At 47.4% G+C, this 24,344-nt stretch carries 18 protein-coding genes; 13 read left to right on the top strand and 5 right to left on the bottom strand.

Annotated features, from left to right (window positions below; translation table 11 throughout):
• The first annotated feature begins 441 nt into the window (after positions 1-441).
• From ACX9GV_RS15250 to ACX9GV_RS15230, 5 genes are all read left to right on the top strand, one after another.
• Positions 442-2,289: a glycosyltransferase family 2 protein gene (locus ACX9GV_RS15250; RefSeq protein WP_473196080.1), complete on the top strand. Its 1,848-nt coding sequence runs from the start codon at positions 442-444 to the stop codon at positions 2,287-2,289.
• Positions 2,279-3,631: a DUF3131 domain-containing protein gene (locus ACX9GV_RS15245; RefSeq protein ID WP_473196079.1), complete on the top strand. Its 1,353-nt coding sequence runs from the start codon at positions 2,279-2,281 to the stop codon at positions 3,629-3,631. The genes ACX9GV_RS15250 and ACX9GV_RS15245 overlap by 11 nt, the downstream gene beginning before the upstream one ends.
• Positions 3,632-3,640: 9 nt before the next feature.
• Positions 3,641-5,221: a DUF3131 domain-containing protein gene (locus ACX9GV_RS15240; protein ID WP_473196078.1), complete on the top strand. Its 1,581-nt coding sequence runs from the start codon at positions 3,641-3,643 to the stop codon at positions 5,219-5,221.
• Positions 5,206-6,585, top strand: a complete 1,380-nt coding sequence (locus ACX9GV_RS15235; RefSeq protein WP_473196077.1) for a DUF3131 domain-containing protein — start codon at positions 5,206-5,208, stop codon at positions 6,583-6,585. Before ACX9GV_RS15240 ends, ACX9GV_RS15235 begins: the two co-directional genes overlap by 16 nt.
• A 68-nt stretch (positions 6,586-6,653) precedes the next feature.
• Positions 6,654-8,882, top strand: coding sequence for a glycoside hydrolase family 2 protein (locus ACX9GV_RS15230; RefSeq protein WP_473196076.1), 2,229 nt, complete (start codon positions 6,654-6,656; stop codon positions 8,880-8,882).
• Positions 8,883-8,939: 57 nt separating this feature from the next.
• Here the strand turns inward: ACX9GV_RS15230 and ACX9GV_RS15225 are convergent, their stop codons facing one another.
• Positions 8,940-9,770 (bottom strand): hypothetical protein, encoded by an 831-nt coding sequence (locus tag ACX9GV_RS15225; protein ID WP_037386381.1) that lies wholly within the window; start codon positions 9,768-9,770, stop codon positions 8,940-8,942.
• A gap of 646 nt (positions 9,771-10,416) precedes the next feature.
• Here ACX9GV_RS15225 and ACX9GV_RS15220 point away from each other — a divergent pair.
• From ACX9GV_RS15220 to ACX9GV_RS15210, 3 genes are read left to right on the top strand one after another with little or no spacing between them, the layout of a single operon-like run.
• Positions 10,417-10,782, top strand: a complete 366-nt coding sequence (locus tag ACX9GV_RS15220; protein WP_473196075.1) for a GtrA family protein — start codon at positions 10,417-10,419, stop codon at positions 10,780-10,782.
• Positions 10,779-11,705 (top strand): glycosyltransferase family 2 protein, encoded by a 927-nt coding sequence (locus ACX9GV_RS15215; RefSeq protein WP_037386388.1) that lies wholly within the window; start codon positions 10,779-10,781, stop codon positions 11,703-11,705. Before ACX9GV_RS15220 ends, ACX9GV_RS15215 begins: the two co-directional genes overlap by 4 nt.
• A gap of 8 nt (positions 11,706-11,713) precedes the next feature.
• A complete protein-coding gene (locus ACX9GV_RS15210; protein ID WP_473196074.1) occupies positions 11,714-13,204 on the top strand; it encodes a glucosyltransferase domain-containing protein in 1,491 nt (496 codons plus the stop codon).
• Between the two features lie 115 nt (positions 13,205-13,319).
• Here the strand turns inward: ACX9GV_RS15210 and ACX9GV_RS15205 are convergent, their stop codons facing one another.
• On the bottom strand, positions 13,320-16,049 hold the full coding sequence (locus ACX9GV_RS15205; protein ID WP_473196073.1) for a cation-transporting P-type ATPase: 2,730 nt from the start codon (positions 16,047-16,049) through the stop codon (positions 13,320-13,322).
• A gap of 524 nt (positions 16,050-16,573) precedes the next feature.
• Between ACX9GV_RS15205 and sltY the strand changes: the two genes are divergently transcribed.
• The gene (gene sltY, locus ACX9GV_RS15200; protein ID WP_473198045.1) at positions 16,574-18,493 is read left to right on the top strand and encodes a murein transglycosylase; all 1,920 of its coding nucleotides are present in this window, start codon (positions 16,574-16,576) and stop codon (positions 18,491-18,493) included.
• Positions 18,494-18,614: 121 nt separating this feature from the next.
• Entirely contained in the window at positions 18,615-18,944 is a 330-nt protein-coding gene (trpR, locus tag ACX9GV_RS15195) for a trp operon repressor (protein WP_023489662.1), read from the top strand.
• A 19-nt stretch (positions 18,945-18,963) separates the two neighbouring features.
• Here the strand turns inward: trpR and yjjX are convergent, their stop codons facing one another.
• Positions 18,964-19,506: an inosine/xanthosine triphosphatase gene (gene yjjX / locus ACX9GV_RS15190; protein WP_023489663.1), complete on the bottom strand. Its 543-nt coding sequence runs from the start codon at positions 19,504-19,506 to the stop codon at positions 18,964-18,966.
• A gap of 136 nt (positions 19,507-19,642) precedes the next feature.
• Between yjjX and gpmB the strand changes: the two genes are divergently transcribed.
• Complete coding sequence (gene gpmB / locus ACX9GV_RS15185; RefSeq protein WP_023489664.1) at positions 19,643-20,290, top strand: 2,3-diphosphoglycerate-dependent phosphoglycerate mutase GpmB; 648 nt, start codon at positions 19,643-19,645, stop codon at positions 20,288-20,290.
• Between the two features lie 57 nt (positions 20,291-20,347).
• Here gpmB and robA read toward each other — a convergent pair whose 3' ends face one another.
• Positions 20,348-21,217, bottom strand: coding sequence for an MDR efflux pump AcrAB transcriptional activator RobA (gene robA / locus ACX9GV_RS15180; protein WP_473196072.1), 870 nt, complete (start codon positions 21,215-21,217; stop codon positions 20,348-20,350).
• 280 nt (positions 21,218-21,497) lie between these two features.
• Here robA and creA point away from each other — a divergent pair, with 280 nt between their 5' ends.
• Positions 21,498-21,977 (top strand): protein CreA, encoded by a 480-nt coding sequence (creA, locus tag ACX9GV_RS15175; protein ID WP_023492763.1) that lies wholly within the window; start codon positions 21,498-21,500, stop codon positions 21,975-21,977.
• Positions 21,978-22,067: 90 nt separating this feature from the next.
• On the opposite strand, the gene arcA is transcribed toward creA, so the two are convergent.
• A complete protein-coding gene (gene arcA, locus ACX9GV_RS15170; protein WP_023492762.1) occupies positions 22,068-22,784 on the bottom strand; it encodes a two-component system response regulator ArcA in 717 nt (238 codons plus the stop codon).
• Between the two features lie 854 nt (positions 22,785-23,638).
• Here arcA and ACX9GV_RS15165 point away from each other — a divergent pair.
• Positions 23,639-24,325 carry a tRNA/rRNA methyltransferase gene (locus ACX9GV_RS15165; RefSeq protein ID WP_037386395.1) on the top strand — a complete coding sequence of 229 codons (687 nt, stop codon included), beginning with the start codon at positions 23,639-23,641 and terminating at the stop codon, positions 24,323-24,325.
• The last annotated feature ends 19 nt before the right edge of the window (positions 24,326-24,344 follow it).

The following is a 24,344-nucleotide window of genomic DNA, read 5'->3' as shown; positions in this document are numbered from 1 at the left end:
AGCATTGTTGGCGTTATTTGAGTTTGATATCCAAAAGGCGCAGCTCACAACGAGTAACCATGCCGTTAGATGACCGGACACAGCTCACATTGTGCATGTTTACTACATGCTTATTTTTGCTTTTTTTTCAATCAATTATAGGTTAATTGTTTGATTAAAAATGATTTAATATTTTTTTTGCCTGGTTTGCCAACCACAGGTGGCTCAACTATATTTAATCGTTGATTAGCACTTTTTAAGTGATTGAAGTATTTGACATCGCCAGTGAGCGGTGGGCAAGTGAATACTCATTATTTGAAATAAACGGGGCGCTAACTCCTTTTGTTCATGCGAAAAATTTATGTGACAAGGGGGCCCAAGTTCATTCAAGTTGCAGCCAACACCGCTGTAGCTTGAAAGATGAAGGGGATAGAGCGTACCCGGGATAGGACATTGGCTTATATGGGATTTTACTTTTCAGCGTTTGAGAAACGGACCCCTCCTGCACCTTTGCGTCACCGCAAGGGGATTGAGTGTGTTTGGCAAATCCTGTCGGTCACCGCGCTGGTGTGTGGTGCAAATTATATCCGCTGGCGCTGGATGGAGTCGTTAAACTATGACGCCCTCTGGTATTCGGTTCCTTTGCTACTTGCTGAAACCTGTGCCTATGTCGGCACCATTTTTTTTACCATCAACCTGTGGAAGTTACAGGACTATAAACGCCAACAACCCCCTGCCACCATAAATCAGTGTCTGGAGCCCTCGGCTCAACATGGTGATGACCGACCAATTAGTGTGGATCTGTTTATTGCCACTTATTCCGAGGATGTTGAACTGGTCCGGTTATCCATCATCGATGCCAATAAGGTGACTGTACCCAACGCGATTAGCTATAAAATTTATGTACTTGATGATGGGCGGCGAGCAGAAATGCGCCAGGTGGCAGAGGAGGAAGGGGTCAATTATATTACGCGAGACCAAAACACCGGCTTTAAAGCTGGTAACTTGCGTAATGGCATGGAACTCACCGATGGTGATTTTATTATTATCTGTGATGCAGATACGCGCGTTTTTCCTTCGATTCTCTGCGATACATTGGGTTATTTTCGTGATCCGGATGTGGCTTGGGTCCAGACGCCTCAATGGTTCTATGATATTCCAGCAGGCAAACCCTTACCGAAGAAGTTACAACAGCGGTTTGGTAAAGGGGGATATTATTTAGGTAAGGCGGTGGAATCCTGTATTGGGCCTATTACCATTGGGCATGATCCTTTTGCCAATGATCCTCAGATGTTCTACGACATTATTTTAAGACGGCGTAATTGGGCCAATGCGGCGTTTTGTTGTGGTGCGGCATCGATACACCGTCGTGAAGCGGTGATGCAGACAGCGCTGCGAAGATATCATCATGATATTGAAGCTGAAATTGATAAGTACACTGACGATATCGAACATGAAGAATTTAAAACCTCATTGCGCGGGGCGATGCTGAGGCAGGTGGCTAATGAAACAGAATTGATGCCGTATAAGTTTCATGTTTCCGAAGATATTTATACCTCGTTGATGTTGCATGGTGATCATGAACGTCGTTGGCGTTCAGTGATGCATCCCGAGGTTGAATCGAAGATGTTATCACCACAAGACCTGCTTTCCTGGATGATTCAGCGCTTTAAATATGCGGCCGGTTCAGTGGATATCCTGTTCCATGACCGACTGTTCAAACGTGGCAATCTTAACCTTAGTGTGCCGCAGAAACTGATGTATGGTTCGACGTTTATCTCTTATATGGCCTGTATCTGGAATACGATCTTCCTGATTGCCCCGATGATCTATCTTTTTACCGGCATTCCTCCTTTGTCAGTCTATTCGACGCCTTTTTACCTCCATTTTGTGCCTTTCTTTCTGTTGTCGGAGGTGGCTTTTATGTTTGGCACCTGGGGAATTTCAGCCTGGGATGGTAAAGCCTCTTATCTGGGGCTGTTTTCCATGAACTTGCGTGCCATCGATACCGTATTGCGCGGGGAGAAAATCAAGTTTCATGTGACACCGAAAGAGCGGCAACAAGGTAATTTTCTTGGTTTGGTCAAGCCGCAACTGGCGATTGTTGGCGTCACCTTATTGGCCTTGATAGCGGGGGGATTGCAACTTTACTGGGGGAGAATTGAAGATCCTTCTGGTTTTTTAATTAATATCTTTTGGTGCTCGCTGAATATCGCTGCGATGATCCCGATGATCCGTGCGGCACTTTGGCAACCAGAGCCATCCGAAGAGGAGATGGCGGTGCCGGAGGAGATATCCAATGTCAATTAAGCAGGATCTGCTGAAAGCGAGAAGCTATCTTACGGTGATTATTGGTTTTATGTTGGCCTTTAGTATTGTTTTTTATGTTGAAAAGCATACCAATCCGGCGAATATGAAATTGCCGCAACTACAGTTAAGTGAGAACTTCCCCACGCTACCCACAACGCGCGGGTTGGATTATCAGGAAGCGGTCTGGGCAAGAGTGGCCTGGCAATACTTTGTCAATAATACTCAAGAGAGTGGTTTGGTTAATTCTGCTGACGGCTTGCCTTATACCAGTCTGTGGGATTGTGGGAGCTATCTATTAGCCCTGATCTCTGCTCATCAACTCAATGTTATCGATGATAAAGAACTTGATGCGCGTATGCAGAAGGCATTAATGGCCTTGAGTTCATTACCCTTGCATCAGGGTAATGTGCCTTATCTCTACTACAGCACAACAGACTTAAAACCGCTTTCGACCGCTTATGATGTTGATTATTCGTTGGTGGATCTCGGGCGGTTGTTGGTCGCGTTCAAGGTGATTATCTGGCGTTATCCGCAATACAATGTCTTAGTTCAGCAAACGGTGAAACATTGGGATCTGGCCACTTTATTCGATATGGTGAAAGATAATGCCTCACTGAAAAGCCGTCATAAGCAAGCCCATTTTAAGCCCAATAATTATCGCAGCGGTTACGGTTATTCGCTGTATGCCATTAACGGTTTGTCATTAATTAATACTTGGGCTGGGATCGTATTGACGAATAGCCGGCAACAATTTGATTTTATTACCGTCAATGGCATAGACATCCCTGATGATGGTAAGGCGACAATAAGGGGTAAGCCGTATCCTGTTATCAATAGCTTACCTTATATTCTCAGTGGCCTGGAAAATGGTTTTAATACCGAGTCAGCCGAGATTTCATGGCGCATTATTCAGGTTCAGAAGATGATTAACCAGAGTAGTGACAGGCACAGTTACGTTAATATGGGGCTCACGAATATTTTTCCTGTTGTCGGAAAAAAACAACCTAATAGCGGGCAGTTACCATCAACCCAAGATAGTGCGTTACCTCGTAATAAGGTTGCGCTTTCTCTTTCAACGCAAGCCGCCTTTGGCTGGAATGCCTTATTCAGTACTACCTGGACCCAACAGGTCAGGCAGCAAGCAGCAACGCTGTTTGTACCGGGTAGAGGTTGGATTGAGGGAGTGGAGGCACAGAGCCAACAACCCAGCAAGTTAATTACGGCGACAACCAATGCAGTCATTCTGGAAAGTCTGATGTATACGGCTCAAGGAAAGATGGTCTGCTTTGCCTGTCAGAATACAGAAACCGCCTCTGCGGAACAATCTTCAGGATCTCATTAAGGAGCACTCATGCGTTTGCTACCCTTTTATTTGTCACCGCTGAGGTTTTTCAGTCATTTAGTGGTGAGTATGTTGGCAGTGACCACCTTATTAGTGGGGAGTTCGTTCTGCGCACTGGCAGAACAGCAGCTTCCTGCTAAAGATTATCCTGTGCGTCAAGGTGAATTGACTGAGCGTGAAAGAGCCATGGCTAACCGCGCCTGGGAGTATTTCGTCACTAACTATCAACCTACCACTGGGTTGGTGAATGCGGTGGACGGTTACCCTTCTACGACGATGTGGGATACAGCCTCTTACATTGCCGCTGTGGTTGCAGCTCGAGAGTTAGGCATTATAGATAAAGCTGAATTCGACAAACGGATGATCAAGTTGCTGGGGACGCTCAATAGTATCTCGCTATTTCAAAACGAGATGCCGAATAAAGCCTATAACACTATTTCTGCAGAAAAAGTGAACTATATGAATAAGCCAGGCGAGATCGGTTTTTCACCGTTGGATGCTGGCCGCCTGCTGATCTGGCTACGGATCATTAAAGAGCGTTATCCTGAATATGCCAACGGTGTTGATAATGTGGTGCTCAGATGGGATTTCACCAATGCGATAGATGGCTGTGGGACCATGTATGGTGCCATCGTTGGTGGTGATAAGAAGACTATTTATGTGCAAGAAGGGCGGCTTGGTTATGAGGAGTATTCGGCGCGGGGTTTCCAACTTTGGGGGTTTAACACCTGTCAAGCTTCACGCCCTGAACCCTATCAGCTGAAAGATATTTATTGTGTGATGGTGCCTTATGATTCGCGTGATCCTCGTGAACATGAGCAACATAACTATGTGGTGATGGAACCTTTTTTTCTGCAAGGCATGGAGTTTGGTTGGGGTGAAAAGAGAACCGATGTGCAGGAAAAGGCTGCCATTCTTCCTGAATGGGTACATGACTTTGGCGATCGAGTTTACCAAGCGCAGGAAAATCGTTATTTGATCACCGGGATGGTGACCGCCCGTACAGAACACCAACTAGACCGTGCCCCTTACTTTGTTTATGACACTATCTTTTCAGATGGTTTCGACTGGAACACCATCACGGATAAAGGCAAGTTTGTGCCTGAGTTCTCTGCGGTCTCATTGAAGGCAGCTTTGGGGATGTGGGCGTTATGGCAGTCTTCTTATACTGACCATCTGTTTAATATGATTGAAAATGCCAGTGAGAAAGGTAAAGGATTTTATGAGGGACTTTACGAAAACGGAAGTGGACCAATTAAAACCTTCACCGCGAATAATAACGGCATTATGTTGGAAGCGCTGTTATTCAAAACACAAGGCAACATCCTGAAATTGAGAGTACAAGATTCGCAAGCGAAAGATTTTGTGCCGTCAATTTGGAACCAAAGGCTATTGAACGTTTTTGAAGAAGATAATAAACGTTTGAATCGGCCCTTTATTTCACCGGATAAAGGTACGCGCAGTTGGTGTGAACGGACCGGGGTGGCATTGCGTGAGGCACCAACTTGCACGGCATGCCAGTGTGCGCAGTGTAGCGAGGATTTGCCCGTTAAACTTCCACCGGCGCTTTCATCATGTACCAAAAAATAACAGGCAAAATACTCCTTTGGCTGCTGTTTGTATTGGTCGTTGCGCTGGTACTGTTTCCAGCGCGCATCCAGCAAGGATGGCAGTATCTTTATCAAGGCGGTTGGCAGTCGCAGGGGCGGCTAGGGCCGCTGACGGCGGAAGAGCGTCAATGGGCAACTATCGCCTGGCGTTATATAGAGAACAATACTCAACCCACAACTGGGCTGGTAAATGGGAGTGACAATTACCCGCTAACGACGGTAGGTCAGATTGGCGACAGCATGATGGCGGTGCTTGCTGCCAAACAACTGGGGGTAATTGAGCCGGCAGAGTATGACCGGCGGATAACCACCTTGCTTGCCACACTACAAGCGTTGCCATTGAAGGATGGGATCGTCAACCGCCATTACCGCACTACCGATGCCGCCATGGTAGATTCAACGGTAAAACCTGCGGCAACAGGGTGGTCAGCGCAGGATATTGGTCGCTTGCTGGTTGCTTTGCGCCTGGTTCGTAATTTATCGCCTGATTATGCTTATTATGTCGATAAAACCGTCGTGAACTGGAACTTTTGCCCACTGTTTGATTCGCAGGGTACCTTGCTGAGTGGCAGGCGCCAGAACGGCAAACTGTCTACCCAAGATGATTTGCGCTTGGGTTACAGTGAATATACCGCCCTGGGATTCCAATTATGGGGTTTTTCTGCCGCCAATAACCTCGCCTTACCGTACAAAAACATTCAGATATATGGCATCCCCTTAGCGATAGATGAGCGTGACCCGCGGACTACTGGGGTGAGTGATGCACTGACTTCAACTCCCTATATCCTGGCTGGGATGGAGTTTCAATGGCAGATACCGGGGAATGAGACGCAGAGCGAGGCGTTGCGCCGCCAGGCACTAAACATGCTTAATGTGCAGCAATTACGTGCCGAAAAAGAGGGAATATTGACTGCACGTGCCGACTTCTCACTGAATGCAGCCCCTTGGGCCATTAGCGATACCGTTTTTGCCAGTGGTTTTCCCTGGAATACGCTGGATAGTAAAGGGAATTTCCGGCCTGAGTATGCTCAGCTTTCAACAAAAGCACTGTTCGGTATGTGGGCATTGTGGAATACCCCCTATACCGACCAATTGATGCGTCTGGGGCAATGGCATAATGATCCGCAACGGGGCTGGTTTGAGGGGCGTTCCGAGCGGTCGGGTAAATTAAATAAGGCGTTGACGTTGTCAACCAACGCGCTGGTCTTGGAGTCCTTATGGTACAAAAGCGCTTATGGTGTGTTGGTACGTGACAACCCTGCTGGTGCCTTTGAACGCATGCGTCAGGAAGTCTTTAATCGCCCAAAAACCTGCTTGCCATTCGAACCGCCGGGTACGATGTGATGACACTGCTGGGGATAACATTCAACACCGTGATTATCACCAGCCGGGATATTTGTTGAGGTATAGAAATGAACCGTCTTAACTTGCTGTTCCCGTTACTGTTGATTGCCGGGTGTGTCCAACAGGCACCTTCAAGTGTGCCACCCTTGGCCGATATCTCACTAAATGGTACTTGGTGTATCAAATTGCCGCCGCCTGCTAGCGCAGATGCACTGCCGTTGTTCAACGACAAAATATGTCAACCGATGCAGGTACCGGCAAATTGGTTCACACAGGGCGTTGATCGCCACGGTGTCGTCTGGTACCAGACGAACTTTTTGTTGCCAACGCTCACCTCGGATCAAATGGCAACGCTGATATTCAATGGCGTTGATTATTCTGCTGATATCACGCTCAATCAACAACCGCTTGGGCAACATAAAGGTTATTTCCAGCGATTTGCCTTCGATATCACGCCAACTGTCGGGGCTGATAACCAGCTATTGGTTAAAGTTGACAGCCCAATTGAAAAGCCTGGTCCCCATTGGTATATGCACAAAACGCTGATCAAGGGGGTACTTGCTCACCATGATACTCGCCCCGGAGGGGCTTGGTCGGAGCGTGGACAAGAAGCTAATTCTGGGGGGATATGGCAATCCGTAATGGTACATGTCAGTCGTGGGGCTGCCATCGACAATTTGCTGACCTCTGTGGATTGGCAGGACGGGCTTACCCAGCCCCAAGTTAAGGTTGAGATTGATTACCGGGCCAATGCTGCGCGTCATGCGGAGCTCGTTATTGAACTGACCCCTGATAATTTTACTGGGCGTTCTTATCGCTTTAGCTATCCGGTTGCCCTTAAACGTTCCCCTGACAAGACACAACAACTGTCATTCAGCCAGAGGGTGCCAAACCCAACGCTTTGGTGGCCTGCGGGTTATGGTGAGCAGAATCGTTATCAACTCCGAGTCTCACTAAAAGATAGTGATGGCTTGCTTGACCAGCAAACCATTAAGACCGGGTTACGTAAAATCAGCCAGGATAACCTGAATAACAGTTTGTTAATCAATGATAAGCGGATGTTTGTTCGTGGTACTAACTACATTGGTTCTGTCTGGCTGGGGAGCATGGATGGTGAAAAATACCATCGTGACCTGCAACTGATGCGTGAGGCGAATATCAATACGGTACGTATACATGCACATATTGCGGGTCAGGCGTTGTATGAGCAGGCGGATCGTATGGGCATGCTATTGTGGCAGGATTTCCCGCTACAGTGGGCTTATGACGACAGTCCGTCCATTGTTGATGAGGCGAAGCGTCAAGCTAACGACCTGTTACGGCAATGGGGTAACCACCCTTCCATCATCGTCTGGTCTGGGCAGAATGAGCCGCCGTTCGATTCTCCATGGATGAAATCACGTAAGGGGTGGACACCCACACTGAATAAAACGCTGACTGATCAGGTTGCCCAGGTCTTGAGCCAAGACGATGGGCGGATCGCGCATGCTTGGTCTTCGGTTAATGAGCACCCATGGTTAGGGTGGTACTCCGGTAAGATGCAGGATTATCTCAAGCCAACTCGTAGTCGATATGTGACTGAGTTTGGCGCGCAAGCCCTGCCTAATATAGAGACGCTACGTACCATTATTCCAGCAGATAAGTTATGGCCTGGTACCACCAATGATAAGGCGCCTGGCTGGGATATCTGGCGTTACCATAATTTCCAGCCCAAAAATACATTTGCCATGGCTAAAGTGCCAATGGGCAAAGATATTGAAGAGCTGATTGCCAATACACAAAAATATCAGGCAGACCTGATCCAACTGGCGGCAGAGAGTTACCGCAGGCAACGTTATCAGCCAGTGAACATGCTGTTTCAGTTCATGTTTTCTGAAACCTGGCCCTCGATAAACTGGGCTGTCGTCGATTATCTGCGGCAACCCAAGCGGGGATATTACGCACTGCAACGTGCCTATCAGCCAGTGCTACCTTCCATTCAACCGATAACGCAGAACTGGATAGTAGGGAAATGGGGGCAGATTGGTTTGTGGGCGATTAATGATCGTTGGCAAACTTATCCTGATGCGACGCTGCATTGGCGTGTACAGCAGGCAGGTCATGTTATTAGTCAAGGGGCAGAGCGGGTTGATCTGGCGGCAGATAGTGGCCAGAAAGTGATTGAGCTGAAGGTGCGCCCTCGGGATCAGCAAACCATGGTGGTTGAGGCAGAATTACGTGATAAAGCAGGGAACGTGTTGGGGAAAAACCAATTCTCTTTCAGTAATATCAAGGCGCAATCAGCAAAGGTGAAGTGATCGTTTTCCCAGCAACTTGAATGACGACGGGGTAGGTTGCCGGGTTATTCAAGTTGCTTACCAGGGAAGTGTCCAGCTAATACTCACTGTTCCCGATCTGAAATTGGCGGTTGGATTACTTTTCCAAGGGTAACGTGTACCACTGTAGTTATCATAACGTATCGAGATAGCACCAGGTTTATAACCGGAATTATAACCGAAGCTGTAGGTGTAGTCAGAGTTCCAAGGCTGTTGTTGGTTTTTATCCGGGTAATAGAAACTAGAAAGCCGCAAAAAATAGTGACCTTTAAGGGTATAACCGCAACTTGCCAATAAAACGTTTTTATGGCGCTTGGTGGCATCACTGACGCTGTCATAATAGCGATAGGAGTAGGTATAACCAACCTGACACCCTATGTTGTCATCTTTATTAATCAACAGATGTTTTTCAATGCCTTCAGGTAGCTCGAATTTATAGGCAGAAGTAAATGACCCAGTCTCAAACTCAGTAATTTGCGAGCCTTTTTGTGGGAAAAAATGGTTATCTTCCGCATAGTTGCTGTATATAAAGCTAAAGGTATTAGGACGCCAGTCATCATAGCCAAAACTGTAAGAAAAACGGGTAGCGTATTTATTCACTTCCTGCAATGGGACATTCACCGTGGTGTTAGCAAAAAAGTTACTTAAGGGTGAATATTGCATGCTGAACAGAGCGCGATGATTCAGCATCTCCCGGGTTTCAGAAGTTTCTCTGCCGGTAGGAAGCGTGATGTCTGATCTTTCTAAGGGAACACTGTAGGTGAGTGCAGTAGAAAATGAAGCTTCACTGCCTGAGAACAGGCGTGACCAGGGGGTAGTAAACACGTTGACGAGCGGTTTTTCACTGGTCTTGCCCGCTGCATGTGCCATAGGAAGTGCGAGAGTCGTCAGCAGGCACAAAGTAGATAGCTTATAGACAACGGTAATCAACCGATCATGAGGACAAAATCGATTAATTTTGTGCTTGGCGCTATTCGGCATTCCGGCATACCTGCTATGACCTATTCTCTGCTCCTATCCTAAGAAAATTTGCAGATATTGTCACACTAAAATAGTCTGATCTTCAAAAATAAGTATTGTCATAACAGGAATCATGCTTCTTTGGGCGCTATTGTGACAATTGCAAGTCAAAATACGGTTATTTCAGATACACGCTATACCAAATAATTTGATTTGCCGATCAATTGTAATGCGAGAAGCATTTGAAATATCGCTAAAGGCAGTGAGGGAGGCAATCTTTGGGGGAGAGGGGGCAGAAACCAGAGTCGATGGGTATTGCACCAAACTGAGGCTGTAAAGGTAATTTTCCGTAGTATAGTGGCCGACAAAATGAGGCACAACAAGATGTCAATCAATTATCTGAATAGTATTTTTTATTTCCATTTATCAATAATCATAAAATAGTAGAAATCTAGTGATCTGTATCACATTTTTGGCGGTGGGTCGGAGGACATAAAGGCACACCCTGAGTTCACTATTATAATTAACACATAGCAAAATTATAATGAGTTTAGGCATGTGGAAGTTATTCACCAAATATGGTGTTGTTGGTATTTTAAACACGTTGATACATTGGATGGTCTTCCTGTATCTGTACTATGAATTACTGCAAAAACAAGCTATTAGTAACTTGGTGGCGTTTGCTATTGCGGTCACTTTCTCATTTTTTGTCAATGCACGATTCACGTTTAAAAGTTACGTGTCGTTGAAGCGCTATGTGCTGTATGTGGCTTTTATGGGGGCCATGAGTTGGTTGGTGGGCGCTTTAGCTGATAATCAGAAGATAAATCCGATACTAACGATGATTATTTTCTCCGCAATAAGTTTAGTGCTCGGTTTCATTTACTCGAAATATATCGTTTTCAGGACAAAACCCCAATGATAATATCGCTTGTAGTGCCTGTTTTTAATGAGGAAAAGGCAATTCCCATCTTCTATCAGGCTGTACGTAATCAGCCGGAGTTATCGCCGTTTGATATTGAGATCGTGTTTGTCAATGACGGTAGCCAAGACAAGACAGAAGTCGTCGTTAATGAGTTAATTAAGACCGATCCGCTGGTATTGCTGGTCGATCTTTCACGCAATTTTGGTAAAGAACCAGCCTTGTATGCCGGATTGAAGTACTCCACTGGCGATGCCGTGATCCCTATTGATGTCGATTTGCAGGATCCTATCGATATTATCCCTAAATTAATCGAATCTTGGCAGAATGGTGCAGATGTGGTGCTGGCAAAACGGACCGACCGCCAATCAGACAGTCGATTGAAACGGCTCAGCGCGGCCTGGTTTTACCGGATACATAATATCGTTTCCAACCCGGAGATTGAGGAGAATGTGGGGGATTTCCGCCTGATGAGCCGCCAGGTGGTTGATGCAGTCATGATGCTCAATGAACGCAATCTTTTTATGAAAGGTTTGCTCAGTTGGGTCGGGTTTAAAACAGAAGTGGTCACTTATGCCAGAGCTGAACGTGTTAGTGGTACTAGCAAGTTTGGTTTCTGGAAGCTATGGAACCTCGCTTTAGAAGGAATCACCTCGTTTAGCACCATTCCTCTGCGTTTTTGGACTTATATCGGTATGAGCATCGCCTCGTTGTCGTTTTTTTATGCTCTCTATATGGTTATTGATAAAATTGTTAATGATAACCCGGTGGCAGGTTATCCCTCTTTGATCTCTATTGTGTTGTTTTTGGGCGGGATCCAGCTTATCGGGATTGGGGTTCTCGGGGAGTATATTGGCCGCATCTATGTTGAGACCAAACATAGACCACGTTTTATCGTCAAGAGCTTAAAGGGGAAAAAATGAGCCATCTAATGAATAAGCAAATTTCTGCAAGGAATGCCTTTGTCTTTGTTTTAACTTGCTGCATGCTCTATGCTTTCCCGATTATTTTGGCAGATGTCTATTATCGTGATGACTTTGAAAGGGTGCTAAACCCAGCCGCAGGGTGGTATACGCTCGGGCGCCCCACCGCTGACCTGCTGATGCGGTTATTTACGTTTAATATTTTTGAGCTTACTGATACCGCACCTTTTACTCTGTTGCTGGGGATTCTGTTTATCTCTTGGGTCCTCTGGACGGTAGCAAAGAGAAATGAAACCATTTTAACCATTGGTTCTCTTTGCCCCTATATTTTGTTGCTGATTAGCCCATTCTTTTTACAAAATATCTCCTACAAGTATGACAGTCTCCCGATGATTGCTGGACTTGCCATCTCGATACTGGCTTATTTTTATCCGCGAGATAGAGGCGTTAAAAGTTATCTTATTCCCATGGCCTATCTTTTTTTAGCGTTGACGCTGTACCAGCCGTGTACCAATATTTTTATTGGCTTATATGGTGTTAACCTATTAGTTGGTTTTAATAAAAATAGCCGTTCACCATTACAAGAGACACTATGGTCAGGTGTGGTGTTATTATCGGCTTATATTTTATATTTTGTTATTATCAATAAAATGCTGGGGATGAGTGGTGGTCGTGATGCCATGATCCCCTTGCCAGAGTTGGCTGATTATCTTATTAAACATACTAAGATTTTAATTCATTATATTAAGTCTGCTATTACCCGTGAATTGAAAATTATTCTTTATGTTACATCTTTGTGTGTTGTTTATACGTTTTTCCTGAATGTTTACAACTTTCTGCAAGATAAACAATGGAGTGTGAGTACGCTGTTATCTTTACTGCTGATGGTGTTGTCGCCGATAGTGATCTTCCTTGCTTTTCTTGGGCCATTGTTTTTGCTTAGGGAAGGGATGACGGATGTTCGGGTGTTATCTGGGGTTTCTGCAACACTATTTCTGCATGGCTATTCTCTCGTTGTAGTTTTGAGAAAGCTAAAACCTAAATGGATGTTGTTAAGTCTGGTTCCGGTATTTTATTTTACTGCGGTGAGTTTCCAATATGCGAATGCGGTAAAAAATCAGCACATCTATGAGGACCGTATTTTCTCGTGGTTGATCTATGACTTGATGGCAGTCAATGCCAATAACCACGGAAAGATTTTTATCAATAACTACCCCGGTACTGCACCTATCACCCAAACTATTCTCAACCATCAGGCAATTATCGATTTGATGTATACCCCATCTTATGGCTGGATCTCGAGGCGCACCCTCTATTCTATGGGGCTCAATAATGTCGATTTGGGGTGGGGGGATAACTATGCTGATATGTTGCAAACGGTTTGCAGTGCGTCATCAACACCGCTAAAAGATAATAAGTTTTATACGATTTATGCCGTGGGTGATAATACCTTGGTTTGGTTCAAGAATAAGTTTAAAACCTTGTGCGGTAAACGGTAAACGGTAAACGGTAAACGGTAAACGGTGGCACGTTAAAACGGTTTCAGAATGAAAACGCCCGGCAGAGATGCCGGGCGTTTGAGTTTCAGTGCGGGGTTAACCCACGACTACCATATTATACCGTGGTTTTACGACGCGCTTTGAAACTGTTAATAATCCATTTTTCCACTTCTACAATCAGGAACAGCCCCACCGCTATCATCAGTGTCACGCCCCAATAGAACAGGGGGAGTGGCGCAGTACCGAACAGTGAGTTCATAAACGGTAGATAGATGATGGCCAGTTGCAGCAAGAACAGCACACCACTCACTAACCATAGGCCTTTGTTGAGGAACACCTGGCGGTTGAGTGGGAAACGGTCATTGGTACGGCAGTTGAACATGTAAACCCACTGCGCAGTCACTAATGTTTGCAACAGCACTGTACGGATCAGTTCGCTGCTATAACCGCGCGGCTCCATCCAGGCTTCCAGGATAAAGGCACTGATGGCAATCAAGGTCCCGACGAAGGCGATACGCCAGATAGCGTGCAGATCCAGTACATTACTACCGGGGATCCGCGGCTTACGGTGCATCACGTCTTTTTCTGCCGGTTCATAAGCCAGACCAAATGACAAGGTGGTCGAGGTGGCCATGTTCATCCATAAGATCTGGATAGGCGTCAGTGGTAGCATGGCACCCATCAGAATGGCGATGATGATCAGTAGCCCTTGCGCCAGGTTGGTTGGCAATACAAACAGAATGGTTTTCTTCAGGTTGTCGTAGACACGGCGACCTTCTTTTACTGCACTGGCGATGGTGGCGAAGTTATCGTCGGTCAATACCATATCGGCGGCCTCTTTGGTCACCTCGGTACCTTTAATCCCCATGGCGATGCCGACGTCAGCCTGCTTCAGTGCGGGAGCATCATTGACACCATCACCGGTCATACCGACGACGCCGCCCTTATCCTGCAAGGCTTTTACCAGGCGTAGTTTATGTTCCGGGCTGGTACGGGCGAAGATATCGTAATGTACCGCGGCTTCTGCCAACGCTTTATCATCCATATGTTCCAGTTGGGAACCGGTGATGGAGTCCTGACTGTTGCCAATACCTAACATGGCACCGATAGCCATCGCGGTTTTCTGGTGGTCGCCGGTGATCATTTTCACGCGGATACCAGCCTGCTGACACTCGGCGATAGCGGCAACCGCTTCTGGCCGCGGTGGGTCCATTACACCGGCGATACCGATAAACACCATCTGCTGGCGAATATCGTTGTGATCCAGTTCGGTTTCGCCGTCAGCGGTGGTTTTGCTGGCAGCCGCCACCATACGCAAACCTTGCTCGGCAAAGCGTGACATCTCCGCTTCCCAATAGTCGCGGCGGAAGGGTTGAACACCCGCATCGGTCAGTTCAAATTCACATAAAGCGAACAACACATCAGGTGCGCCGGTAAGGAATATCTGATTCTTGCCTGCTACCTGGCTACGTACTGCCATATATTTGTAGCTGGAATCGAATGGAATTTTAGCCACTTGCTGTGTTTGACCGACATCCAGCTCCGCTTTCATGGCCAGCACTTTCAGGGCACCTTCGGTTGGGCTACCGGTGACCCCCCAACGACCATGCTCATCCTGTTTGACATGGCTGTCATTACACAGCGTGATGGCGGTGATAAATTGCGCCAGTGGGGGAATATCCTGCACTTTCACTGGCTGGTTGCTATCGCTAGGGAAAATAGCCCCAACAGGCTGGTAGCTTTCACCTTCAACACGGAATGAACGGTCGGCCATGATGACGTTTTTTACCGTCATTTCGTTCATGGTCAGGGTGCCGGTTTTGTCCGAACAGATCACCGTCATTGAGCCGAGTGTTTCCACGGTAGGCAGTTTACGGATGATGGCTCGGTTACGCGCCATGGCCTGCACACCCAATGACAGAATAATCGAGATGATAGCTGGCAAACCTTCAGGAACCGAGGCAACCGCCAGGCTAATCAGTGCCACCAGCAGTTCACTGAACGGCATGTCGCGCATTGTGAAGGCAAATAGGAACAGCAACACCATCATCACCAGGATCAGCATAAAGATGCTTTTACCCAGGCGATCCATTTGTTGTAACAGGGGGGTACGCTGAGTCTCAACGGTTGAGATCATCTCGCTGATATGGCCCAGTTCGGTAAAGCCCCCGGTAGCGATGACCACCCCTTTGGCGTTGCCGGCGCTGATGGTGGTACCCGAGAATAGCAGGTTGGTGCGATCGCCAATCATCACTTCATCGGCAATGGGGTCGGTTTGCTTGGATACCACGGTGGATTCACCGGTAAGAATAGCCTCTTCAACCTGCAGATTATGGGATTCCAACAAACGCAGGTCGGCTGGGATTTTATCGCCGGGGCGCAGCAAAACAATATCCCCTGGCACCAGGTCTTCAGCGTTCACCGTCTGGTTAATACCATCACGTATGGCGATCGCCTGGCTGGACAGCATGTTACGAATGCCTTTCAGTGATTTCTCGGCACTGTTTTCCTGCACAAAACCGATTAGGGCGTTGATCACGGCAACACCAAGAATCACGACAGTATCGATCCAATGGCCCATGATGCCTTTAAGCAAGGCTGCCGCTAACAAAATATAAATCAGGACATCATTAAAGTGGGCGATAAAACGGATAAACGCACTTTTCCCCACCTGTTCTGGCAGAGCATTGGGACCATACTTTTTTAACCGTTCAGCTGCTTCTTGAGCGCTCAGGCCATTTTGCTGGCTATTGAGCTGTTGAAGTGTGTCTTCAACATTATGTTGGTACCATGGCTTACTCGCCTTGGGCGACTCATGATAGTCATTGGGGGTGTGCTTTGGCATTTAAGGCCTCTCCTAAAGTCAAGCGTACTCAAATTTCAGTCTGTGCTGTCTGCTCTTTAGTCGAAATGTTATTCCATTATTTGTGGCACAGAGAGATGATTATTGTGTGTTTTCAATCAATTCTTTATCAATTATTCCGCTGCATGATAGTCGATAATCAAAAACTTGTCTTATTGATCTCAGCGGACAAAAGCACATTAATACTCCCTGTGCTGTTAAATATGAAAATGCTTCTAAATAAATGTTTTTACAATGTAATTGATTTGTATAACAACGAACGATCTACTATAGAGAACTATAGAACAGAGAATCTATTGCTGTGGTGAAATTTTTCTTATAATCAATCCTGTCATACCCAAGTTTATTCAGGTTGTATCCTAAGGGAGCCAGGCAGTGGTTTCCCGTTATCGGGCGTGAGACACTGCCCCCCTAGAAACCACAAGTCCATTGACGGCTGACTGAGTCGGTAATGAGTGTGATTTGTTGCAAGATAACCCAGCGAGGAAACAGTAAGTATGTCCAAGGTGGATAAATGGCGGATTTGGGCGGTAGGGCTGAGCCTTACGGTCTTCTCTAGTGCAGTTGTCGCGGACTCTTTGGATGCCCAGCGTCAGCGTTACCTGCAAATCAAGCAGGCTTGGGACAGCAATCAGATGGCGACGGTACAGCAATTGATGCCGACGTTGCAGGATTACCCACTGTACCCTTATCTGGAGTACCGCCAATTGGCACAAGATTTGAGCATCGCCAATGTGGCTCAAGTCAGTCAGTTTTTGCAGCGCAACCCCACACTGCCGCCCGCTCAGTCACTCTCATCGCGTTTTGTGAATGAACTGGCCCGCCGTGAAGATTGGCGTACTTTGTTGGCATTCAGCCCACAGGAACCGAAAGCCGCAGCCGCTCGTTGTAATTACTATTATGCCAAGTGGGTAACCGGTGAGCAGCAAGTTGCTTGGCGTGGTGCCGGGGATATTTGGCTGAGTGGAGAATCGTTGCCGAGTTCTTGTGACAAACTATTCAGCGTCTGGCAGTCGGCGGGCAAGCAAACGCCTGCCGATATTCAGGCTCGGATGAAACTGGCGCTAAAAGCGGGTAACAGTGGCCTGGTAAATGCATTGTATCGCCAACTCCCGGCTAATGAGCAGACCATGGGGGAGGCACTGGTTCGGTTACAGAATGACCCTGGTACGGTGGAGTCTTTTGCTCGCAGTGCCGGCCCGACAGACTTGACGCGTGCTGCAACCATTATCGTATTTGCTCGCCTGGCGCGTCAGGATGCGGAAAATGCACGGCTGATGATCCCAACGCTGGCCCGTTTGCAGAAAATGAGTGACGGCGAGAAGCTCGAGTTGGAGGAGGCGGTAGCTTGGCGTTTGATGGATAACAATGCCACCTTAGCTCAGACTCAGTGGCGCGATCAGGTGATCTTGCGTAGTCAATCGTCTGCTTTGCTTGAACGTCGAGCGCGTATGGCGTTAGGAATGGGGGATCGTCAGGGGCTGAAAACCTGGCTGGCCCGTTTGCCGCAAGAGTCGCGTGATAAAGACGAGTGGCGTTACTGGCGTGCGGTTCAAATGATTGATGAGGGGCAGCGTAGCGAAGGGGAAGCCACCCTACGCAGCTTGATGCGTGAACGCGGCTTCTACCCGATGGTTGCGGCGCAAAAACTCAATGTGCCTTACCCGGTGATGGTGGAAGTGGCGACCAAGCCAAGAGCCGATTTAGTCAGTAGGCCCGAGATTGATCGGGTACGTGAGCTGATGTACTGGAATATGGATAATCAGGCGCGCAGTGAATGGAGCTCGCTGGTGGCTAGCCATAACCGTGCTGATCAGGAGGCGCTGGCGCGTTATGCTTTTGAGCAGAAATGGGCTGAGTTGAGTGTACAGGCGACCATTGTCGGCAAACTTTGGGATCATCTGGAAGAGCGTTTCCCCATCGCCTGGGAAGCGGAATTCCATCGTGCGACTGAAGATAAAGGTATCACCCCCAGCTATGCCATGGCGATAGCCCGCCAGGAGAGTGCCTGGAACCCGAAAGCCCAATCCCCCGTGGGGGCGGCAGGCTTGATGCAGGTGATGCCGCGTACCGCGGAGCATACCGTGCAATTATATGGCATTCCAGGTTACAGCAGCCCAAGTCAATTGTTTGATCCAAAAACCAATATCACTATTGGTACCCACTATCTTGAGTCGGTATATCAGCAGTTTGGCCGTAACCGTATTCTCTCTTCTGCGGCTTATAATGCCGGGCCATCGAGAGTTAATACCTGGTTGGGTAATACCGAAGGGCGCGTTGACGCAGTGGCCTTTGTAGAAAGCATTCCATTTAATGAAACCCGCTCTTATGTCAAGAACGTGCTGGCGTATGATGCGTTTTATCGTCATTTCATGAATCGACCCGCCAAAGTGTTGACGGATGCTGAGTGGTCAAGGCGTTACTGATAGGGTAGTTGAGTAAATAAGATGCCGGGAAGCCCATGGAGGGCAACCCGCTCTACGCCAACTTGAAAGAGAACCCGGATATGCTAAGCTGCCGTACTAGTTAAATAGTATGGTGAATGTCATGACGCAATTATCCCTTAATGATCCCGCGCTCTCAGAGCAAGGCAATGAGGATTGGCTGCTCTTTGTTGCGCTGTTGAATCATGCGTTCTCACAGGATTTGCACCAACCGTTGCTGCAACTGTTGCTGACACCGGATGAGCGGACTGCGTTGGGTACCCGCGTGCGAATAATTCAGGAACTGATGCGTGGTGAGATGAGCCAGCGTGAGTTGAAGAATGAACTGGGGGCGGGTATTGCCACCATTACCCGTGGTTCGAATAGCTTGAAGGCAGCAAGTCCGGCCTTGAAACAGTGGTTGGAGCAGCAGCTATTAGGAGACACCGACTAGGTCAGTGTCTCCTAATCGATTATTGATGGTGGGTGGTGTTGAGATGTTGGCGATAAATCGGATTATGGAACGGCACCAGTGCCAATAATAATGCCTGATGATAAACGCTGGTACGGCTTAATCTACCATCAGTAAACAGACCAATAGCTCCCCCTTGGCGTTTCACTTCTCTATTCCCGGTGATTAACGCCATTTCATCGCCTAATTCGCTCCCGGCGCGAATTCCCTGTAAAATCGACTCTGGCAACATCAGGCTGGCAGAGCGTGATTCACCACGGGTTATCGGGTTTTCTATTGTCATCCAGGCGAAGGTCATATTGTCCTCGATCCCGGCCTCTACGCCGACCCAAAAGTCTGCTTCAGGTCTGACCTGACGAGCCTCCATAACGCGCTGGCGTGAGCCGGTGCGGGTTTCAACATTACCAATGGGCTGCAGTGAGACCCCACTTGCGACGTCAACAGATTCAATGCGACACTGGTCTGCGCCAAAAGTATCTTCAAATGCCAACTGGATGGCTTTAATCTTTGCCGGATTGGTTGTTGCAGCGACAACATGATACATAACAGATTTAGCTTCCTTTACTTAATGTGGGGCTATGCTTTGCCAGTTTGGGTGATGACCCTAGGCGACCATCAGTGCGAAGCAAAACACGGTCAGCCGATAAACTCAAGTTTCACGCGATATAACGGAAAGAAATATGTTACAGGTATACCTCGTTCGCCATGGCGAAACAGAATGGAATGCAGTACGCCGCATTCAAGGGCAGTCTGATAGCCCATTAACCGCCAAGGGCGAACAGCAGGCGCATTGGGTTGGTAAACGCATGAGTCATGAAGGTATTACCCATGTGATTACCAGTGACCTGGGCCGTGCTCGCCATACCGCGCAAATTATCGCGGATGCTTGCGGTTGTGACGTGGTTCTTGATGCTCGGCTGCGAGAGTTGCATATGGGCATTCTAGAAGAGCGCTTGATCGATAGCCTGACACAACCTGAAGAACAGTGGCGTAAACAGATGATTGATGGTACTGCTGAAGCACGGATCCCTCAAGGTGAATCTATGGGGGAGTTAGGGAAACGTATGCGAGCAGCCCTGGACAATTGCCTGATGCTGCCGCAAGGGAGTAAACCACTGATTGTCAGCCATGGCATTGCATTGGGATGCTTGATCAATACCGTGCTTGGGTTACCACCCTATGCTGAACGCCGTTTGCGTTTACGCAATTGTTCGTTGTCACGCCTTGACTATCAGCAGAGCCCATGGCTGGCTCCCGGTTGGATTGTGGAAACAACCGGGGATGTCTCACATCTGGACATGCCTGCGTTGGATGAACTGCAACGCTAGCTGATGGCTTAATTCGCCATCCTTCGTCTCAGTGGCCATTGGCTCAAACGGCAAAACTTAACGACGGACGGGGATCAGATAGTCGCAACTCAGTTGGGAAATAGCCTGAGGTATGCGGCGCTCACCTTCCGGGTAGAAGCGTTCAATATCGCACCCTTTGCGCCGGGTCAGTTTTAGAGACGGTAAACAGGAACCGTATAGCATGAGAATAAAGTCTTGCAGTCCAGCGGGGGGACCTTGGTAGTGGAAAAGGGCATATTCCCCTTGTTGTAGAACGAAAGGCTGACCCACTGCAATTTCTTTTGGCACGTGATGTGGTTCTAGCGCGGTGGTGTATAACACCTCCTGCTCATCCTCTTTTTCCTGACTGGCACGGGAGTGATGCAAACCATAGAGTACCGGTGGCAAGGTTTCGGTTGCCCCTAAGTATTGGCGCCAGTATTGTCTGCGCAATTCGGTACGGAAGCTGGAAATCTGCTCCAAGGTACAGGAGTAACTCTGTGTCTGACCAATCAGATGGAGTTCCGGCATGATGATAAATTCTGGATTTGGCAGCGTAAATGCCTCTAATCGTATCGGTGGACAGATACCTAATGCACTCCAATTTTCAGTGCGGCGATATAAGGCGGGTGTTTGTGCAAACTGCTTTTTGAATGCGCGCGTAAAGGTTTGTTGTGAGTCAAAACGATACTGTAAGGCAATATCCAGAATAGGGCGGCTGGTCAAGCGTAAGGCGACGGCGGCTTTGGATAATCTCCTGGCGCGGATATAAGCACCAATGGCATTTCCCGTGACCTCTTTGAACATCCGTTGCAGATGCCATTTAGAGTAACCTGCTTTTGCCGCAACGTTATCCAACAGTAAGGGGTGGTCCAAATGGCTTTCCAGCCAGTTAAGTAGGTCACGAATGATATTGGCTTGATCCATAGATCTTCCTCGTAAAACTTGAGGGTCGGAACCCGCACTATTTAGGGTGTATCGGTATCATGTCAAAATAGATGATAGAAGCGATGTTAACCAGCATAAAACGATGACGATAGGGCATCATAACAACTTTTTTCTTCCGCGACTTCCAAAGATTTTTTTGCTCCCTATGTCAAAAAAAAGAGATGTGAGTCACAATGATCCCGCCTCTGTGACCCGAAGGTATCGCTGTTATTAATTTCTGCCCTATCGCTAAATGGGCACCTTTTTTGGAGTTAAGGTAATGAAAAAAGGATGGATACTCTTTTTCAGTTTAGTGGGTTTAACGGCCAATGTTGTACAGGCAGAGCAGGTTGGATCGGTTGATACGGTATTTAAGTTGCTCGGCCCAGACCATAAGATTGTGGTTGAGGCATTCGATGATCCCGATGTTAAAAATGTCACTTGTTATATCAGTCGTGCCAAAACAGGTGGTATCAAGGGGGGGCTTGGTTTGGCAGAAGATACCTCGGATGCCGCAATTTCCTGCCAGCAGGTCGGGCCAATTGTGTTGAGTGACAAAATCAAAAGCGGTAAGACGGAAGGTACGGTGGTATTCCAGAAACGCACCTCTTTGGTGTTTAAGAAGCTGCAAGTCGTGCGGTTTTATGATGCGAATCGTAATGCGTTGGTTTACTTGAGCTATTCCGACCGTTTGGTTGATGGCTCGCCGAAGAACGCGTTAAGCGCTGTGCCGATTATGCCGTGGGGTGAAGTTAAATAAGATAAAGGACTATCAAGTTGCAGGACAAAACGGACAGCGTTTTTATCCTGCAGCTTGAATCGAATGGCTATCAGCAATAATCAGAAGGGATCAATCCTCCAGATCACCACAGAAGCGATAACCTTCGCCATGAATAGTGGCAATGATTTCTGGCGTGTCTGGCGTGGATTCGAAGTGTTTACGAATACGACGAATGGTCACATCAACAGTGCGGTCATGGGGTTTGAGTTCGCGGCCCGTCATTTTTTTCAACAATTCACCACGGGACTGGATTTTGCCTGGATTTTCGCAAAAATGCAGCATAGCGCGGAATTCACTGCGTGGCAGCTTGTATTGTTCCCCTGCAGGGCTAATGAGAGAACGGCTGTTGATATCGAGTTCCCAACCATTGAACTGGTAGCTTTCAACCAGTTTGCGCTCTTCGCTGGTACTGCCCAGATTCATGGTGCGTGAGAGCAAGTTGCGTGCGCGGATTGTCAGCTCACGTGGGTTGAAGGGTTTAGTGATGTAGTCATCGGCACCGATTTCCAGGCCGAGGATTTTATCGACTTCATTATCACGGCCGGTCAGGAACATCAGTGCAACGCTGGCTTGTTCACGGAGTTCACGAGCCAACAGCAAGCCATTTTTTCCTGGCAGATTGATATCCATGATAACCAGGTTGATATCATTTTCAGACAGAATGTTGTGCATTTCTGCACCGTCGTTGGCTTCATGAACGATGTAGCCTTCCGCCTCGAAAATGCTCTTCAGGGTGTTTCGCGTGACTAACTCGTCTTCGACAATCAGAATGTGCGGGGTCTGCATATTTGCTACCTAAAATTGCTAACAAAATAGAAAATACAGGAGTCGTTATTTTCTTCATGAAGGACAGAGATACAGCTCACGTTCCCTTCTTACCAACGACTAAAGTACGTAAACTCGGTTCTTGATGCGCTTTCCACCTATGTCAACAAGATCGCTAGCTTGCGGGGGATGCTATTTTCTACAGCCCCAATGATGCCAAAACGGCGCACATGTTAACCCTATTAACAGCAATATAACAGTGTGTGCCGTATTCATCACCCAACAAAACTACGCTTTGTTGACATATATCAAATTTAATTGTAGCACGTTAACAGTATTGTGAAAAACACCTATGAAAATGCCAAGTTAAGGGACTGCATGACAGATTCTGTGAACGATTCAGCATTGTTAAACAGACGAGGCTAAATGCTCTAGGCTTTTGTTTTATAGAATGTCACAAACTATTGTTTTTTAATAAAATAAAGGCGTTATTTGCAAAACTGAAAGTTTCCAATTATTTACTGTTTGAGAAAGGTGTTTAGCGATGTTTTATTAGCATGACATTTTTTATGTTAAGGATTTGTAATTTGTGATCAAATGAATTTATCCCCCTATTTAATCAAGTTTCAGTCAGAAAGCGTGAGGTAAATACCAATAACTTTGTCACAGTCAGTGATGGGCGAACTCATCAAAGCCCTGTAGATTGAATGGCGAGAGGATAACCTCACTTTTACTAGACTCAAGTTCAATGAAGTTGCAGGTAGGCGGCAGCGAATGAAGCCCTAGGAGCATAGATAGCTATGTGACTAGAGTGAGAGAGCGTAGCAACACCGCTGCAGCGTCATTGGCGACGGGTATATATTGTTGGAGTAGTGATGCAGTTTCATATCGTGTTGGTTGCGCCAGCCCGGCCAGAAAACGTAGGTGCGGCAGCGCGGGCGATGAAAACCATGGGGTTTACTTCCTTACGCATTGTCGACAGTGAGGCTCACTTGCAGCCCGCGGCGCGCTGGGTCGCTCATGGTGCTGGCGATGTTTTAGATGCCGTTCAGACCTATCCTTCTCTGGAACTGGCGCTGGCAGATATTGATTTTACCATTGCGACGACGGCTCGTAGCCGCGCGCGTTTTCATTACTATTGTACCCCGCAGCAATTGGCTGAGCAGTTGATGGAGCGTCAACAATGGGTAGGGCAAGCGGCATTGGTATTTGGCCGCGAAGACTCCGGCCTGACGAATGAAGAGTTGGAACTGGCGGATTTGTTGACGGGTGTGCCGATGGTGGCTGACTATCCGTCCCTTAATCTGGGCCAGGCAGTGATGGTGTATTGCTATCAATTGGCTGAGTTGATGGCTGTCAGTGAGCCGTCGGTTCCCACGGCGGATACCGGTCAATTACAAGCGTTACGCTTACGATTAGAACATTTATTGAGCATTTTGGACGTAGCAGAAGATCAGAAATTGCGTGACTGGATCCACCAACGGTTAGGTATCTTGCAACAACGGGATATGGTGATGTTACATACGCTGCTACACGACATCGAAAAAAAATTGATTAAGTAATGGTTGTGTAGTCATTGAT

It is taken from the genome of Serratia sp. 25CWL12 (assembly GCF_055790885.1).
Note: the sequence above shows the minus strand (reverse complement) of the source record. Positions and strands in the feature narration are given on the sequence as shown.

Bases quoted from the DNA above. Each gene is read 5' to 3' on its own strand.
- ACX9GV_RS15250 (WP_473196080.1), top strand. From the start codon at position 442: ATGGGATTTTACTTTTCAGCGTTTGAGAAACGGACCCCTCCTGCACCT.
- ACX9GV_RS15245 (WP_473196079.1), top strand. From the start codon at position 2,279: ATGTCAATTAAGCAGGATCTGCTGAAAGCGAGAAGCTATCTTACGGTG.
- ACX9GV_RS15240 (WP_473196078.1), top strand. From the start codon at position 3,641: ATGCGTTTGCTACCCTTTTATTTGTCACCGCTGAGGTTTTTCAGTCAT.
- ACX9GV_RS15235 (WP_473196077.1), top strand. From the start codon at position 5,206: ATGTACCAAAAAATAACAGGCAAAATACTCCTTTGGCTGCTGTTTGTA.
- ACX9GV_RS15230 (WP_473196076.1), top strand. From the start codon at position 6,654: ATGAACCGTCTTAACTTGCTGTTCCCGTTACTGTTGATTGCCGGGTGT.
- ACX9GV_RS15225 (WP_037386381.1), bottom strand. From the start codon at position 9,770: ATGGCACATGCAGCGGGCAAGACCAGTGAAAAACCGCTCGTCAACGTG.
- ACX9GV_RS15220 (WP_473196075.1), top strand. From the start codon at position 10,417: ATGTGGAAGTTATTCACCAAATATGGTGTTGTTGGTATTTTAAACACG.
- ACX9GV_RS15215 (WP_037386388.1), top strand. From the start codon at position 10,779: ATGATAATATCGCTTGTAGTGCCTGTTTTTAATGAGGAAAAGGCAATT.
- ACX9GV_RS15210 (WP_473196074.1), top strand. From the start codon at position 11,714: ATGAATAAGCAAATTTCTGCAAGGAATGCCTTTGTCTTTGTTTTAACT.
- ACX9GV_RS15205 (WP_473196073.1), bottom strand. From the start codon at position 16,049: ATGCCAAAGCACACCCCCAATGACTATCATGAGTCGCCCAAGGCGAGT.
- trpR (WP_023489662.1), top strand. From the start codon at position 18,615: ATGACGCAATTATCCCTTAATGATCCCGCGCTCTCAGAGCAAGGCAAT.
- yjjX (WP_023489663.1), bottom strand. From the start codon at position 19,506: ATGTATCATGTTGTCGCTGCAACAACCAATCCGGCAAAGATTAAAGCC.
- gpmB (WP_023489664.1), top strand. From the start codon at position 19,643: ATGTTACAGGTATACCTCGTTCGCCATGGCGAAACAGAATGGAATGCA.
- robA (WP_473196072.1), bottom strand. From the start codon at position 21,217: ATGGATCAAGCCAATATCATTCGTGACCTACTTAACTGGCTGGAAAGC.
- creA (WP_023492763.1), top strand. From the start codon at position 21,498: ATGAAAAAAGGATGGATACTCTTTTTCAGTTTAGTGGGTTTAACGGCC.
- arcA (WP_023492762.1), bottom strand. From the start codon at position 22,784: ATGCAGACCCCGCACATTCTGATTGTCGAAGACGAGTTAGTCACGCGA.
- ACX9GV_RS15165 (WP_037386395.1), top strand. From the start codon at position 23,639: ATGCAGTTTCATATCGTGTTGGTTGCGCCAGCCCGGCCAGAAAACGTA.